A 12,065-nucleotide genomic window follows, 5' to 3' on the forward strand; every position below is an offset into this window, starting at 1 on the left:
GATCGACGCATGGGGGAGTCGAATGTCCGAAGCCGGAACGCAGCCGCCGAACCCCGACGAGGCGACGAACCCGGCCGAGTTCGTGACGGCGCTGCGGGCCCTGCGGGAATGGTCCGGCCTCACGTACCGGGAACTCGCGGCCAAGGCCGACGCCTCAGGGGACGCCCTGCCGTCGAGCACGATCGCGTCGGCTCTGAGCCGTACGACCCTGCCCCGGCAACAGGTGGTGCAGTCCTTTGCGAGAGCCTGCGGACTCGGCGACGCCGCCGCGGCCCGCTGGGTCGCGGTCCGTAACCGGCTTGCCGTCGGGCCGATCTCGAGCGGTTCTCCGGATCCCGTCGAGGAGGCCGAGGTGGCCACGGCGGAACCGGTCGCGCCGCCCGCGCCGGCTGCTCGGCCGCGACGGTCGAGGAGGGCAATCGTGGTGATCGCCGCCCTCGCCGCCGTGATCGGCTCGGGCACGGCGTTGGCCTGGAAGGGCGCCCTCGGCTCAGACGGCTCGAACGGCTCGGGTGGCCGTGCCGTGGAATCCTCCGGGGCTTCCACGCCCGCGACTGCCGCCCTGCCCGATGGCTGGTACCTGATCCAACCCGCGCACGTGCGGGATCGTGACCTGTGCCTGGGCGAGGGGCGGGAGCGTAACGGCCGTACCGACCGGCCGCTGGCGGTGCAACGGGCGTGCGACCGGATCTCCCCGGACACCTTCCTCAAGGCGGTCGGTGTCGGGGTCTACGAGATCGAATGGCACCATCCGAAGGAGGGCGCGGGCTGTCTGACCGTCGACGAGGCGCTGACGGGGGACGGCGCGTTGCTGGCGCCGGACAACTGCACCGGTGCCGCCCACCAGCGGTACCTGTTGGAGGCCACAAACGTGCCGGTGCCCGGCGGCTATCGGCTACGCCCGATCCACAGTGGTCTCTGCGTCGGGGCACTCGGGGGCCCGGCCGATGTGAACCCCGGCGCCGAGGCGATGCAGGCGAACTGCACCGGGGCCCTGGACCAGGAATTTCTGTTCGTCGCGACGAAACAGGCAGGCCGATCGTCCTGAATCACTGCCGTGGTTGCCGAGCGGACGATCAATCGTCCTCATCGAAATCCGTGTCGTCGACGAGGCCGCCCAGGAACGTCTCGAAATCGGGGGCGAGGACAGTGATCTGGTAATCCCACTCCTGGTCGACGTGCACGACTGTCGGCTCGCCCGTGGACCGGTAGTCGAGGGCGATCATGTCGTGGCCCGCTGAGGGGCAGTCGGCGATGTAGATACCAATGTCGGGGTAGCCCCACTCGGCTATCCAGAACGCGCTCCCGAGCTCGCCGCACAGGCTGAAGGGCGCGGTCCGGCCGATCGCCGCCAGGGTGTCCACCGCGACGTAGTTCGCCGACCAGGAGGTTCGGCTGGGCGAGGGGTAGGCGTCACGAGCCAACAATCCGCCGTTGTGTCGCCGGGCCAGGTCGACGTACGCGGCGGGTAGCTTGCGGCCGAGCTGTGCCTCCACCTGCCGTAGAACCTCGTCGGTGAGCGGACTTTCCAGCGGATCGGAGGCGTCGAAGATGATCGTGGGATCGAGCACGCGCTGACGGTAGTCGCTGAACGTCGGTTGCCGGAACGCCCCGGGGCTCCATTGTCTGAACGCTGTTCGTGTTGAGGATTCACTCCTGCCGCGACTGCGCGGACCCGGCGGGTGCGCTGCCCCGACGCTTCCTCGGCTGGCTCAGGTGAGCATCCTGCTGTTAGGTTCGCGAACGTGACGGTGCAGATCACCGCTGGGCGTTTCCACGAGGCTGACGGTGTAGAAGACTGGCGTTGTCTCTACCACCTGGTTTCGGCCTACTTCCGGACTGGCTCGCTGTCGGCGGGGATCGCGTTCGTCGACGAGATCGGCCGGCTCGCCGGCCGCGACGAGCAGGAGCATCTCAACCTGGATCTGCGCCACGCGGGCGTCACCGTGTCGCTGTCGCGGCGTGACATCTCATTGGCGCGACGGATATCGGCCGCTGCGCGGGCGCTGGGCATCCCCGCCGATCCCACGGCGGTGCAGCTCCTCAACATCACCCTCGATGCCCTGGTGAAGTCGGACGTGCTGCCGTTCTGGCAGGCGCTGCTGGGATACCGGCAGATCGGTGACGACTACCTGGCCGATCCGGCGCGACGGGGGCCCGGATTCGGGCTGCAACCCATGGAGACGGCGCGACCGCAACGCAACCGGATGCATGTCGACATCGCCGTCCCGCACGATCAAGCGAAGGACCGCGTCGCCGCCGCCCTGGCCGCCGGCGGGCGCGTCGTCTCCGACGCACACGCGCCGAAGTGGTGGGTGCTGGCCGACCCCGAGGGTAATGAGGCATGCGTCGCGACCTGGGTTGGACGCGAGTAGCGGGCCAGCCAGAGCGCGACCCGCAGATGGGCCCGAAGCTGCTGATCTTTTGGGAACCCGAACGCGGGCTCGTGAACGAACTGCGCAAGGAATTGGGCGAAGAGCGCTCCCTCGCTTTGGCTGCCCGCCGTGGCGATGGTGCTGTTGAGCGGTATTCCTCAGAGGTATGAATATGACTGTGCGGTATACCGCTTACCGCCGCATCCGCCTCCACGCAGGTGGCTGAGGGTCACGCCCGGCCACCGGCCGCGCGCGGCGGCGCGGTCCAGCCCGCAACGGGCGAGATGGGCACGAACTGCCTCTCGCCCCGACTGACCGGGCGTCACACCCGGCTCAGACCGAGCGCCTCGTCCACCCGGTCCAGCACCCCCACGTCGTCGTGGCCGACGCCGCGCAGCAGGTCGATGGCGGTCGCCCGGATCTGTCCGACGATCATGGTGACGGGCAGCGGCGGATCGGACCGCAGCAGGCCCGCGGCGATCCGGACCGCTTCCAGGGCCGCCGCGTCGGCCCGGTGCGCGTGCCGGTCGGCGTCGGCGCCGCTGAGGTCGCTGGCCAGAGCCTCCCCGGCCGACCGTACGGCGGCGGTCAGCGCGCCGATCGCGGCGGCCAGCTCCGGCGGTGTGGCGGTGTGCCGGCGGGTCAGGGTCACGCCGGCCCGCGCCAGCACCCGGATGTTGCGCGCGGCATAGTCGAGCTGCCGCAGCGTCGCCTCCACGTCGACGAGCTTGCCCAGGTGCCGGCGGCGCAGTCCCAGCCGCAGCGTCTCACCGGTGGCGAGCACGGCGGTCTGTAGCTGGGCGACGCAGTCGTCCACCTGCCGAGCCTGGTCCAGCGCGGCGCGCGCGGCATCCTCGTCGCAACCCCGCAGCGCGGTGTTCACCTCATCGAGCAGGTTGGCCAGGTCGGTGTAGCTGCGCCGCGCCTGCGCCACGAGCGGGGCCAACGGGTCGCGGGCGGCCATCAGCTGGCTGGCGGCCAACGCGACCGCGCCGCCGACGAGCGCGTCGACGAAGCGGAACGGCATCAGCGTGCCGTGCGGCGCGGCGACCACGACCAGGTACATGGCCGACACGGTGGCCTGCACGACCAGGGCACGGCGGGCTCCGATCAGCACCAGCGTCGTGGTGGTCAGCAGCAGCACCAGCAGGACCGTGCCGGTACCGGGGCCCAGCGCGTACACGAGCAGCTCCGCGACGAGCACGGCGGCGGCCACCGCGAGCAGGATCTCGACGGTCTGCCGTAGCCGTCGCCCGCGGGACTCACCGAGCACGACGAGCGCGGCGGTCGGCGCATAGAACGGGTCCGGGTGACGGATCACCACCGCCGCCACGATCCAGGCGACCACCGCGGCGGCGGTCAGCTCGACCACGGTCATCCCGTCGTCCCGCAACCGCGCTACGGCGTCGCGCCCCCACGTCCGCACCGGTGCTGCCCCTCTCGCCGGGCGGCCCCGACCCGGCCGCCTATTGATCTTCCGCGAGGACCGGGACTACCCCGCCTGTGAGCTGCTCAATCGTTGGGTGGCGGGCGGCACGCGGGACGAGAGGCCGATGGCAGGTCATGGTGGGCGGCCGCTTCACTGCATGGCGGTGAGCGGAGGATGATCGAATGACACGGAGCAGTGGAAGGTGTACAGCGAGTAGCCGCGCCCGATCTGCACGCCGACGATGTCGGGGGACGCGGTCGGGTCCTCCTCGGACGGGCGCCAGCTGCAATGCATCCCGTTCCAGTCGCCCGAATCCACGGTGCAGATCAAGGTCATCGCGGTGCCGCAGGCGACACAGTCCATCGGGTACGGATCGGTCAGGGACCAGTTCGCGAACCCGCCGACCTTCCATCCCGGCGCCAGCGACAGGTCGCTCTGATAACGGGGACGGCTCTCGTCCTCGTCGTCATCCCACTCGTCGAGCCGGTCGCGTAGGTCAACAGGCAGCAGATCGGCGTACTGGTACTCGTGGACCTGCTCGGGGTGCACCAGGCACGGGATCGGCAGGTACATGTCGCTGATCACCGGCGGCTCGGGAGGTGCTTCGAGCAGAGGGCCGACGGTGGAACTGTCGCGCCAGTAGAGGAAGACGCGAGGGCTGTAGTGCCGGTCCGAGTGGTCGACCGGGCACCACAGCACCTGGAGCAGGTCGGTGTCGTCCGGACCGGCGTAATCCGGGATGTCTCGTCGGTAGAGCTGCGCGACGGGGACCAACGGGATGGGATCCTCGATCAGGCCGTCCAGTTCCAGGGCGTCGGCGGCGTCGAGTTCCGCCCGCTCCTTGACGGTCAAGAAGTCCCCACCCGGCACCGGATCCCGGGCTTCTGCGGTCGCGAGGATCTCCCGCCTGCGGCGCAGGGCAGCCGGGGTCGTAAGGTTCACGGCTCGTGCGCCCCGGCGTCGTCGCAGACCGGCCACACCTCGTGGGCCGGCCACAGCAGCGGTCCACCGACCGAGCTGTCCCTGACGGTCGGAGCGCCGGGTCGGGGATGCAGGCGGGTGGCCGTGGTGGAATGTTCCCGTAGCTCGGGAAATACCGCGGTGATATCCAGCGGACGCGGAGGCGTGGTGCGGGCCATATCGGTGGATCTTATGGCCCGCGTACCGGTCCTGAATCCCCGGATCGCTGGCACCAGCCGGCGTCTGCGACGGCGCCCCGGCTGTCGGAGTAGCTGATTTTCCGGCGGTTATTCGGCTCCGACCGGTCAGGCCGTACCCTGGCGGTTGACTCGGCCCTCGTGGGCCGCCTTCGACCGGCCCTGGTCGCGCTCGGTGCCCGCTGATCCGGTAGCGGTGCGCTCGTGCCGCTGATCAGGCGAGTGCTCGACCGTCGCCCCCTGCCGGCCCCGTGCGCCGTTGCCCGGGTGCCGGCGGCCCCGCGCCGACTCGCCGCCGCTGTCGTGCTTGTTGCGCTGTTGGCTGCCCATGCCAGGTCGGGTACCCGGTGCCTGGGCACTCATGCTTTCGGGCGGGACGGCTTCGGCGCAGTTCCGCAAGATGCTGCCCTGGCCGTGAGGCTGGCCAGGCCAGCTCGGATTGTGCAGGTCAGAGGCCGGTTGGACACAAGCCCGCAGGTCTGCTCCCGGTGCCGTTCCGAATTTGCTCCCTGTTGCGCCCATCCGTCTCGCGATCGGCCTCGAATGCCTCATGACAACAGCAGTGAAGTACAAGCATTTGAGGAGTTCGTATGAAGCGTCGCCTGTTCGCCTCCGTTGGCGTGATCGCTGTGCTGGCCCTGTCCGCCTGTGGCGGTACCGACAGCGGGGACAGCGCCAGCGGCGCGCCGAGCATGTCGGCCAGCGCGCCGATGGCATCGGCTTCGCCCTCGACGATGATGTCCGGTCAGTTCGGCTCGGGGTGCGCTGCCGTGCCGACCGATGCGTCCAACCCCGGTAGTTTCGAGGCGATGGCGAAGGTGCCGGTGGCCACGGCCGCGTCCGGCAACCCGCTGCTGTCGACGCTGGTGACGGCCGTGAAGAAGGCCAACCTGGTGGACTCGCTCAACGGCGCGCAGGGCGTCACGGTGTTCGCGCCGACCGACGATGCGTTCGCCAAGATCCCGAAGGCGGACCTGGACAAGGTCTTGGCCGATGACGCCCTGCTGAAGAAGATCCTGACCTACCACGTGGTGACGACCCAGCTGTCGCCGGACACCCTGGCGGGCACCCACAAGACGTTGCAGGGCGGCGACCTCGAGGTGACCGGCAGCGGCTCGTCGTTTACCGTCAACGGCACCTCGATGGTGGTCTGCGGGAACGTCTCGACGGCCAACGCCACCGTCTACATCGTTGACACCGTTCTGATGCCCAAGAGCTGATGGCGGCGACCGACATCGAGCCCCGGCCGGCGACTCGTCGGCCGGGGCCGACCCTCCGCATGACCGCCGTCCGCGGCGCGGTCGTCGGCCTGCTGACCGCCGGAGTGACCCTGGCCGTGGCGCATCTCCTCGCGGCACTGGTTGCCCCGGCCGCCGATCCGGTGCTGGCAGTCGGCGGCGTCGCCATCGACCTGGCACCGCAGGGCGTCAAGGCGTTCGCCATCCGCACCTTCGGCGCGAACGACAAGATCGCGCTCCTCGTCGGCGTCTACGCGCTGCTGGCCCTGGCCGCGGTTCTGCTCGGCGCGGCGGCGCTTCGACGACGACGCTACGGTCTGGCTGGTCTCGCCGTGTTCGCCGCTGTCGGTGTCGCGGCCGTCCTGTCCCGCCCGGGGGCGACACCCCTGGACGTCCTGCCGGTCCTGACGGGCGTCGGCGTCGGATCGGCCGCGATGTTGCTGTTGGCGCGCGCCGGTCGAACGGTAACGGCCATCGCGCCGAGCCGGCCGAGGCTGCTCAACCGCCGTCAGTTCCTGGCCACGACAGCGGGGACCGCGCTGACCGCCGGTGCCACGGCCGCCGTTGGCCAGGCCGTCGGTCGCGGCAGTGCGGTTGGCGCCCGTTCCCGCGCCGCCGTTCGCATTCCGCCGCCGGTACGACCGGCACCGCCGCTACCCGGCGGTGTCTCCGTCGGTGTCGACGGGGTTTCGGCGTTCCTCACCCGCAACCGGGACTTCTACCGTGTCGACACGGCACTCACCGTCCCGCAGGTCGATGTGAAGACCTGGCGGTTGACCCTGGACGGGGCAGTCGACCGTCCTCGTACCTGGAAATTCGAGGATCTTCTCGCCCGTGGCCTCGTCGAGCGTGACATCACCCTGAACTGTGTCTCGAACGAGGTCGGCGGTCCCTACATCGGCACCGCCCGCTGGACGGGGGTTCCCCTTGCACCGCTGCTTCGCGAGGCGGGCCTCCACGCCGGGCAGAACCAGCTTGTCAGCCGCTCGGTGGAGGGCATGACCATCGGCACTCCGCTCGCGGCGATCCTCGACGGGCGCGACGCGCTCCTGGCCGTGGCCATGAACGGTGAACCCCTGCCCCTGGAACACGGTTTCCCTGTCCGCATGCTCGTTCCCGGCCTCTACGGCTACGTGGGGGCCTGCAAGTGGCTCACCTCGATGAAGGTGACCACCTTCGACGCGTTCGACCCCTACTGGGTGCAGCGCGGGTGGGCCGCCGACGCGCCCGTCAAGACCGCATCGCGCATCGACACTCCGAGACCTTTCGCGCAACGTCGCGCCGGGCCTGTCATCATCGCCGGTGTCGCGTGGGCGCAACGGCGCGGAATCGTGGCCGTCGAGATTCAGGTCGACGACGGGCCGTGGCGGCAGGCCCGCCTCGCCGATGGACCATCGCCGGACCTGTGGCGGCAGTGGACCTACCGCTGGGACGCCACCCCGGGTAGCCACACCCTGCGCGTACGGGCCACCGATGCGACAGGTGCGACCCAGACCGACCAACGGGCTGCGCCCTTCCCCGACGGCGCGACCGGCTGGCACAGCACCACCGTCACGATCACCTGACCTGGTGCTTGCCGTGATTCCGGCCAGGAACGAGTACGCGGCGGCAGACTGCACGGCCGCCTGCACAGGAGAGGACATGCCGAGGATGAGCGGCGACCCGGAACACGCGCGGCGGTTACGTTCGGTGCCGCCGGATACCGCGACGCCACCGAGCCCCGACGAGCTGCTGGCGCGGGTGGCACGCGGTGACGAGGCGGCGTTCGCGGCGCTGTACGACACCATGGCCGGCCGCGTCCTCGGGCTGGCCCGCCGCGTCGTGCGCGACCCGGCGCAGGCGGAGGAGGTGACGCAGGAGGTGCTGGTCGAGGTGTGGCGCACCGCCGGCCGATTCGAGGCCGGTCGTGGCTCGGCCTCCGCCTGGATCCTGACGATGGCGCACCGGCGGGCGGTGGACCGGGTGCGCTCCGAGCAGGCCCACACCGACCGCACCCAGCGGGTCGCCGCGACCGAGACGCACGTCCCCTACGACGAGGTCGTCGAGGACGTCACCGCCCGGTTGGAGCGCGAACAGGTCCGTCGCTGTCTGGGCCGGCTGACACCGGTCCAGCGGGAGGCGGTGGTCCTGGCCTACTACGGCGGCCACACCTACCGTGAGGTCGCCGAAAAGCTGAAGACACCGCTGCCGACGGTGAAGACGCGGATGCGCGACGGACTGATCCGGATGCGTGACTGCCTGGGCATCGACATGGAGGGACGGGCATGAGTGCCGACATCCACACCCTCGCCGGCGCGTACGCCCTGAACGCGGTCGACGACCTTGAGAGGGCGGCGTTCGAGCGGCACCTGGCCGACTGCGAGTCGTGCCGACAGGAGGTGACCGAGCTACGGGAGACGGTCGCCCGGCTCGCCGACGATACCGTCGTCGAGGCCCTGCCCCAGGGGTTGCGGGAGCGCACCCTCGTCCAGGCGGCGCGCACCCCGCAGGTGCGCTCCGCAGCCGCCGGGGACAGCGCCACACGGCAGGCAGGCAGGTGGCGACGCCTTACGGTGGCCGCCGCGGTGGCCGTCCTCGTGGCCGGCGGCGCGAGCGCGGCCACCTGGGCCGTGACCAACGATCGGGTCAGCGACGAGCGGGCCAGCAGCGAGCAGGCGCGGCAGATCGCCGCCGTCCTGGACGCCCCGGACGCCCGGGTGTTCGAGCGGTCTCTCCAGCCCGGTGGCGCCGCGACCGTGGTGGTCTCCCGCAGCCGGGACCGCGGGGTGGTGCTGCTGCGCGACCTGCCCGAGCCCGGCCCCGGGCGGATCTACGAGCTGTGGCTCATCCGTGGCAGCGAGCCCCGCAAGGTGGGACGGCTGGCAGAGGGAGTCAGGGAGTCGACCACGGTCATCGGCCCGGTTGCCGAGGCGGGAACGTTCGGCGTCTCCAACGAACCGGTGGGCGGTTCCGTCGCCCCCACGCGAATCGTGGGCACGGTCGCGCTGAGCTGAGCACCGGCGCCAGGAGAGATCGCTGCTCCGCCGTACCGCCACGGGCGCGAGGCGTCAGCGGAAAGCGTCGATGTTGCGCTTCGCCCAGGCGGCGAAGGGGCGTGGGGATCGGCCCAGGATCTCGGCGATGTCCGGGCTGATCCGCTGTTCGGCTTCGGTGGGCGTGCCGAGGATCGCCAGCGTGCCCTCGACCACCGGTGGCGGCATGAAGCGCAGCATCTGCTCACGGGCTTCGTTCGGCGTCTGGTCCACGAAGCCGATCGGCTCGCCGAGCGCGGCGGCGAGGTCGGCGACCCGTTCGCGAGGCGTGCTCAGAGCCGGGCCGGTCAGTTCGTAGGTGCGGCCGACGTGCGAGCTGTCGAGCAGGGCTGCGGCCGCCACTTCGGCGATGTCGGCCGGGTCGACCAAGGGTAGACCGACGTCGCCGAACGGCGCGGCCACCATCCGCGTACTCCGCACCGGTTCCGCCCAGGCGAATGCGTTGGAGGCGAAGCCGCCAGGGCGCAGTATCGTCCAGCCGAGGTCGGATCGGCGGATCAGGTCCTCAATGGCGTGCAGGGGTGCGTGTGACGGCGAGTCGGGCCGTGTAACGACCGCCTGCGAGGACTGCAGCACGATGCGCTTCACGCCACCGGCCGCGGCGACCCGCAGGATCTCGCGCATGTCGAGATGGGCTCCGGCGCCCTCGACGAGGAGGTACAGCGCGTCGGCGCCGGCGAGCACCGGGCTCAGACTTTCCGGCCGCTCTAGGTCCGCGTGATGGTGACGGACCCCGTCTGGCAGGGCGATCGGGCGTCGTCCCCGGGATACCGCCGTCACCCCACCGCCCGAGGCCGCGAGGATTGACGTGAGCGTACTGCCGACGTTTCCGGTGGCTCCAACCACGACAAACATGTCTGTGTCTCCAGTTCGACCGCGTCGTTCGCGCGGTTGCCGGAAACGCTAGTAGCGCCGATATAGTAGGTACCTAGAGGATAGTAATGGATATGTGACGGAGGGCACATGCAGCGCTCGACGGATCCCGAGCTGGCATGTCCGGTCGCGCCGGTCGTGGACATCGTGTTCAGCCGGTGGACCACGCCAATCCTGTGGGCTTTGCACGAATACGGTCGGCAGCGCTTCGTGGAGTTGGAGCGCCGACTGACGAGCATCACGCCCAAAGTGCTCACGCAGCGGCTCCGCCAACTCGAACGCGACGGACTCGTGACGCGCACCTACCACGCCGAGGTGCCGCCGCGAGTCGAGTACCAGATCACCGAGTTGGGCGCCAGCCTCGGCCCGATCTTCGCCCACCTGGCCACGTGGGCCGACGCCAGCCTCCCAGAGGTGGAACGCGCGCGGGATGCCTACGACGCCGGGCGATGAGGACCATCCACAACGCGGAAGCAGAACCTCACCGTGATGGGCGGGCCGACGAGCTGGCGCGGTCAGCTTGTCGAAGATGCGCTGCGGGTCACCGGATCTCGTTGCCGGGGTGGTCGCTGTCGTACGCCTGACGGGCTTCGGCGATGACGTCGCGGTGTGCCAGCGACCAGTCGGCGAGGGCCTTGACGAGATGGGTGAGGCTGGTGCCGGTTTCGGTGAGGCGGTAGTCGACCTGGGCGGGCACGCTCGGGTAAACGGTCCGAAGGACGAGGCCGTCTCGTTCCAGGCGGCGCACCGTGAGGGTCAGCATGCGCTGGGAGATCCCATGGATGGCGCGCTGGAGTTGGCGGAAGCGTCGCGGCCCGGCGGCGAGTTCGACGATCACGAGTACGGACCACTTGTCGCCCACCCGGTCAAGAACGTCTCGGATGCCGCAGTCCGGGTGTTCCGGCTGTCCGCACGGTTCGAGCTCGGCGGCTTCCGCGGTTACCTCGGTGTGCGCTGGTGACACGAGACTGCCTCCTTGTGGCCCGCCGGGCGTGGGTCCAGGCTGCCCGGTAGTTACTGAAGAGAACCACGGCAGGAGACCGAGCCGCAATGATCATGCTTACCGGCGCCAACGGGCAGCTCGCCTCGCGCACCCTCGCAGAGCTGGCCCAGCGAGGGACACCCGCCCTGGCGGCAAGTCGCACTCCCACTGGCGCACAGCGCCACCTCGACTTCGACGATCCCGCGACCCTCGACCTCACCGGGGTTTCGACCCTGGTCCTGATCTCAGCCGGGTATGCCGAGGACGACACAGTCATCGCGCGTCACCGAGCCCTCCTCGACGCCGCCCGGCGCGACGGAGTGGCGCACGTGACGTACACCAGCCTGACCAGCGCCGGGGACCATCTCGGGTTCGCGCTGGCCCACCGGGCTACCGAGCACCTGATCACGACCAGCGGGCTCGCCTGGACGATCCTGCGGAACGGGCTGTACGCCGAACTCTTCGGGGCCCTGCTCACGTGGACGCCCGACGGCCTGGAGTCGGCGTTCGGGACCGGCGCGCTCGCCGCGGTGGCGCGGGCCGACCTGGCCGCTGCCGCAGCCGTCGTCGCCAGCGAGCCCAGCGCCCACGCCGGAAAGGTGTACGACCTGGTCGGAACCCCGATCACCGCCGGCGACATCGCCGATCGTCTCGGCGTCGCGCACCGCACGATCGATCTTGGCGAGTACCGCGCCCGCCTGCTCGGCAACGCCATCCTGCTGCCGTACCAGCCGCCGATGCTCGCCTCGATCGCCAGCAGTGTCCGCCACGGGTTTCTCCACCACACCGGTCCTGACCTCGGGCGCCTGCTGGATCGACCGCTCACGGATCCCCTCGCCGCCGCCGCCGATGTCACAGCCGCCGCGCGTTGACAGAACCTGCTCCGCCCGGTCCTGAGGCTCGACAGCTGCCAGGACGGCGGCGGTCAGGTCCCGACCGTAGAAGCTCAGTGCTCCGCCGCTCGCGGGCGAGGGGTCCG

The 12,065-nt window shown here is 70.4% G+C and carries 16 protein-coding genes; 9 read left to right on the forward strand and 7 right to left on the reverse strand.

What is annotated here, in order from left to right:
* The first annotated feature begins 22 nt into the window (after positions 1-22).
* Complete coding sequence (locus tag AB0B55_RS09505; protein WP_357171428.1) at positions 23-1,048, forward strand: XRE family transcriptional regulator; 1,026 nt, start codon at positions 23-25, stop codon at positions 1,046-1,048.
* A 28-nt stretch (positions 1,049-1,076) separates the two neighbouring features.
* On the opposite strand, the gene AB0B55_RS09510 is transcribed toward AB0B55_RS09505, so the two are convergent.
* The gene (locus tag AB0B55_RS09510) at positions 1,077-1,571 is read right to left on the reverse strand and encodes an SMI1/KNR4 family protein (RefSeq protein ID WP_357123271.1); all 495 of its coding nucleotides are present in this window, start codon (positions 1,569-1,571) and stop codon (positions 1,077-1,079) included.
* A gap of 174 nt (positions 1,572-1,745) precedes the next feature.
* Between AB0B55_RS09510 and AB0B55_RS09515 the strand changes: the two genes are divergently transcribed.
* The gene (locus tag AB0B55_RS09515; protein ID WP_357171429.1) at positions 1,746-2,375 is read left to right on the forward strand and encodes a VOC family protein; all 630 of its coding nucleotides are present in this window, start codon (positions 1,746-1,748) and stop codon (positions 2,373-2,375) included.
* Between the two features lie 322 nt (positions 2,376-2,697).
* Here AB0B55_RS09515 and AB0B55_RS09520 read toward each other — a convergent pair whose 3' ends face one another.
* The 4 genes from AB0B55_RS09520 to AB0B55_RS09535 all read right to left on the reverse strand — a co-directional run bounded on the left by AB0B55_RS09520 (position 2,698) and on the right by AB0B55_RS09535 (position 5,291).
* A complete protein-coding gene (locus AB0B55_RS09520) occupies positions 2,698-3,801 on the reverse strand; it encodes an FUSC family protein (protein ID WP_357171430.1) in 1,104 nt (367 codons plus the stop codon).
* 153 nt (positions 3,802-3,954) lie between these two features.
* Positions 3,955-4,746 (reverse strand): hypothetical protein, encoded by a 792-nt coding sequence (locus AB0B55_RS09525; RefSeq protein WP_357171431.1) that lies wholly within the window; start codon positions 4,744-4,746, stop codon positions 3,955-3,957.
* Positions 4,743-4,943, reverse strand: coding sequence for a hypothetical protein (locus tag AB0B55_RS09530; RefSeq protein ID WP_357171432.1), 201 nt, complete (start codon positions 4,941-4,943; stop codon positions 4,743-4,745). The genes AB0B55_RS09525 and AB0B55_RS09530 overlap by 4 nt, the downstream gene beginning before the upstream one ends.
* 126 nt (positions 4,944-5,069) lie before the next feature.
* The gene (locus AB0B55_RS09535; protein WP_357171433.1) at positions 5,070-5,291 is read right to left on the reverse strand and encodes a hypothetical protein; all 222 of its coding nucleotides are present in this window, start codon (positions 5,289-5,291) and stop codon (positions 5,070-5,072) included.
* 299 nt (positions 5,292-5,590) lie between these two features.
* Between AB0B55_RS09535 and AB0B55_RS09540 the strand changes: the two genes are divergently transcribed.
* The 4 genes from AB0B55_RS09540 (at position 5,591) to AB0B55_RS09555 (ending at position 9,192) form a co-directional block, all read left to right on the forward strand.
* Positions 5,591-6,181, forward strand: coding sequence for a fasciclin domain-containing protein (locus AB0B55_RS09540; protein ID WP_357171434.1), 591 nt, complete (start codon positions 5,591-5,593; stop codon positions 6,179-6,181).
* Between the two features lie 59 nt (positions 6,182-6,240).
* Entirely contained in the window at positions 6,241-7,764 is a 1,524-nt protein-coding gene (locus tag AB0B55_RS09545; RefSeq protein WP_357123289.1) for a molybdopterin-dependent oxidoreductase, read from the forward strand.
* Between the two features lie 76 nt (positions 7,765-7,840).
* Positions 7,841-8,467 carry a sigma-70 family RNA polymerase sigma factor gene (locus AB0B55_RS09550; RefSeq protein ID WP_357123293.1) on the forward strand — a complete coding sequence of 209 codons (627 nt, stop codon included), beginning with the start codon at positions 7,841-7,843 and terminating at the stop codon, positions 8,465-8,467.
* A complete protein-coding gene (locus AB0B55_RS09555; RefSeq protein ID WP_357123296.1) occupies positions 8,464-9,192 on the forward strand; it encodes an anti-sigma factor in 729 nt (242 codons plus the stop codon). The genes AB0B55_RS09550 and AB0B55_RS09555 overlap by 4 nt, the downstream gene beginning before the upstream one ends.
* 54 nt (positions 9,193-9,246) lie before the next feature.
* On the opposite strand, the gene AB0B55_RS09560 is transcribed toward AB0B55_RS09555, so the two are convergent.
* Positions 9,247-10,086: an NAD(P)H-binding protein gene (locus tag AB0B55_RS09560; RefSeq protein ID WP_357123299.1), complete on the reverse strand. Its 840-nt coding sequence runs from the start codon at positions 10,084-10,086 to the stop codon at positions 9,247-9,249.
* A 108-nt stretch (positions 10,087-10,194) separates the two neighbouring features.
* Between AB0B55_RS09560 and AB0B55_RS09565 the strand changes: the two genes are divergently transcribed.
* Positions 10,195-10,557 (forward strand): helix-turn-helix domain-containing protein, encoded by a 363-nt coding sequence (locus tag AB0B55_RS09565; RefSeq protein WP_355052955.1) that lies wholly within the window; start codon positions 10,195-10,197, stop codon positions 10,555-10,557.
* 88 nt (positions 10,558-10,645) lie between these two features.
* On the opposite strand, the gene AB0B55_RS09570 is transcribed toward AB0B55_RS09565, so the two are convergent.
* A complete protein-coding gene (locus AB0B55_RS09570) occupies positions 10,646-10,966 on the reverse strand; it encodes a helix-turn-helix domain-containing protein (RefSeq protein ID WP_357123422.1) in 321 nt (106 codons plus the stop codon).
* Between AB0B55_RS09570 and AB0B55_RS09575 the strand changes: the two genes are divergently transcribed.
* Together AB0B55_RS09575 and AB0B55_RS09580 are read left to right on the forward strand one after the other, a co-directional pair.
* The gene (locus AB0B55_RS09575; RefSeq protein ID WP_357123425.1) at positions 10,883-11,065 is read left to right on the forward strand and encodes a hypothetical protein; all 183 of its coding nucleotides are present in this window, start codon (positions 10,883-10,885) and stop codon (positions 11,063-11,065) included. The genes AB0B55_RS09570 and AB0B55_RS09575 overlap by 84 nt on opposite strands.
* 89 nt (positions 11,066-11,154) lie before the next feature.
* The gene (locus tag AB0B55_RS09580; RefSeq protein WP_357123302.1) at positions 11,155-11,958 is read left to right on the forward strand and encodes an NAD(P)H-binding protein; all 804 of its coding nucleotides are present in this window, start codon (positions 11,155-11,157) and stop codon (positions 11,956-11,958) included.
* Positions 11,959-12,065 lie beyond the last annotated feature (107 nt).

This window comes from Micromonospora sp. NPDC049107 (assembly GCF_040648595.1).
GTDB lineage: Bacteria > Actinomycetota > Actinomycetes > Mycobacteriales > Micromonosporaceae > Micromonospora.

Coding starts and splice junctions, on each gene's coding strand:
- AB0B55_RS09545 (WP_357123289.1), top strand. CDS start 6,241: ATGACCGCCGTCCGCGGCGCGGTCGTCGGCCTGCTGACCGCCGGAGTG.
- AB0B55_RS09535 (WP_357171433.1), bottom strand. CDS start 5,291: ATGGGCAGCCAACAGCGCAACAAGCACGACAGCGGCGGCGAGTCGGCG.
- AB0B55_RS09505 (WP_357171428.1), top strand. CDS start 23: ATGTCCGAAGCCGGAACGCAGCCGCCGAACCCCGACGAGGCGACGAAC.
- AB0B55_RS09550 (WP_357123293.1), top strand. CDS start 7,841: ATGCCGAGGATGAGCGGCGACCCGGAACACGCGCGGCGGTTACGTTCG.
- AB0B55_RS09580 (WP_357123302.1), top strand. CDS start 11,155: ATGATCATGCTTACCGGCGCCAACGGGCAGCTCGCCTCGCGCACCCTC.
- AB0B55_RS09560 (WP_357123299.1), bottom strand. CDS start 10,086: ATGTTTGTCGTGGTTGGAGCCACCGGAAACGTCGGCAGTACGCTCACG.
- AB0B55_RS09575 (WP_357123425.1), top strand. CDS start 10,883: ATGGATGGCGCGCTGGAGTTGGCGGAAGCGTCGCGGCCCGGCGGCGAG.
- AB0B55_RS09565 (WP_355052955.1), top strand. CDS start 10,195: ATGCAGCGCTCGACGGATCCCGAGCTGGCATGTCCGGTCGCGCCGGTC.
- AB0B55_RS09555 (WP_357123296.1), top strand. CDS start 8,464: ATGAGTGCCGACATCCACACCCTCGCCGGCGCGTACGCCCTGAACGCG.
- AB0B55_RS09530 (WP_357171432.1), bottom strand. CDS start 4,943: ATGGCCCGCACCACGCCTCCGCGTCCGCTGGATATCACCGCGGTATTT.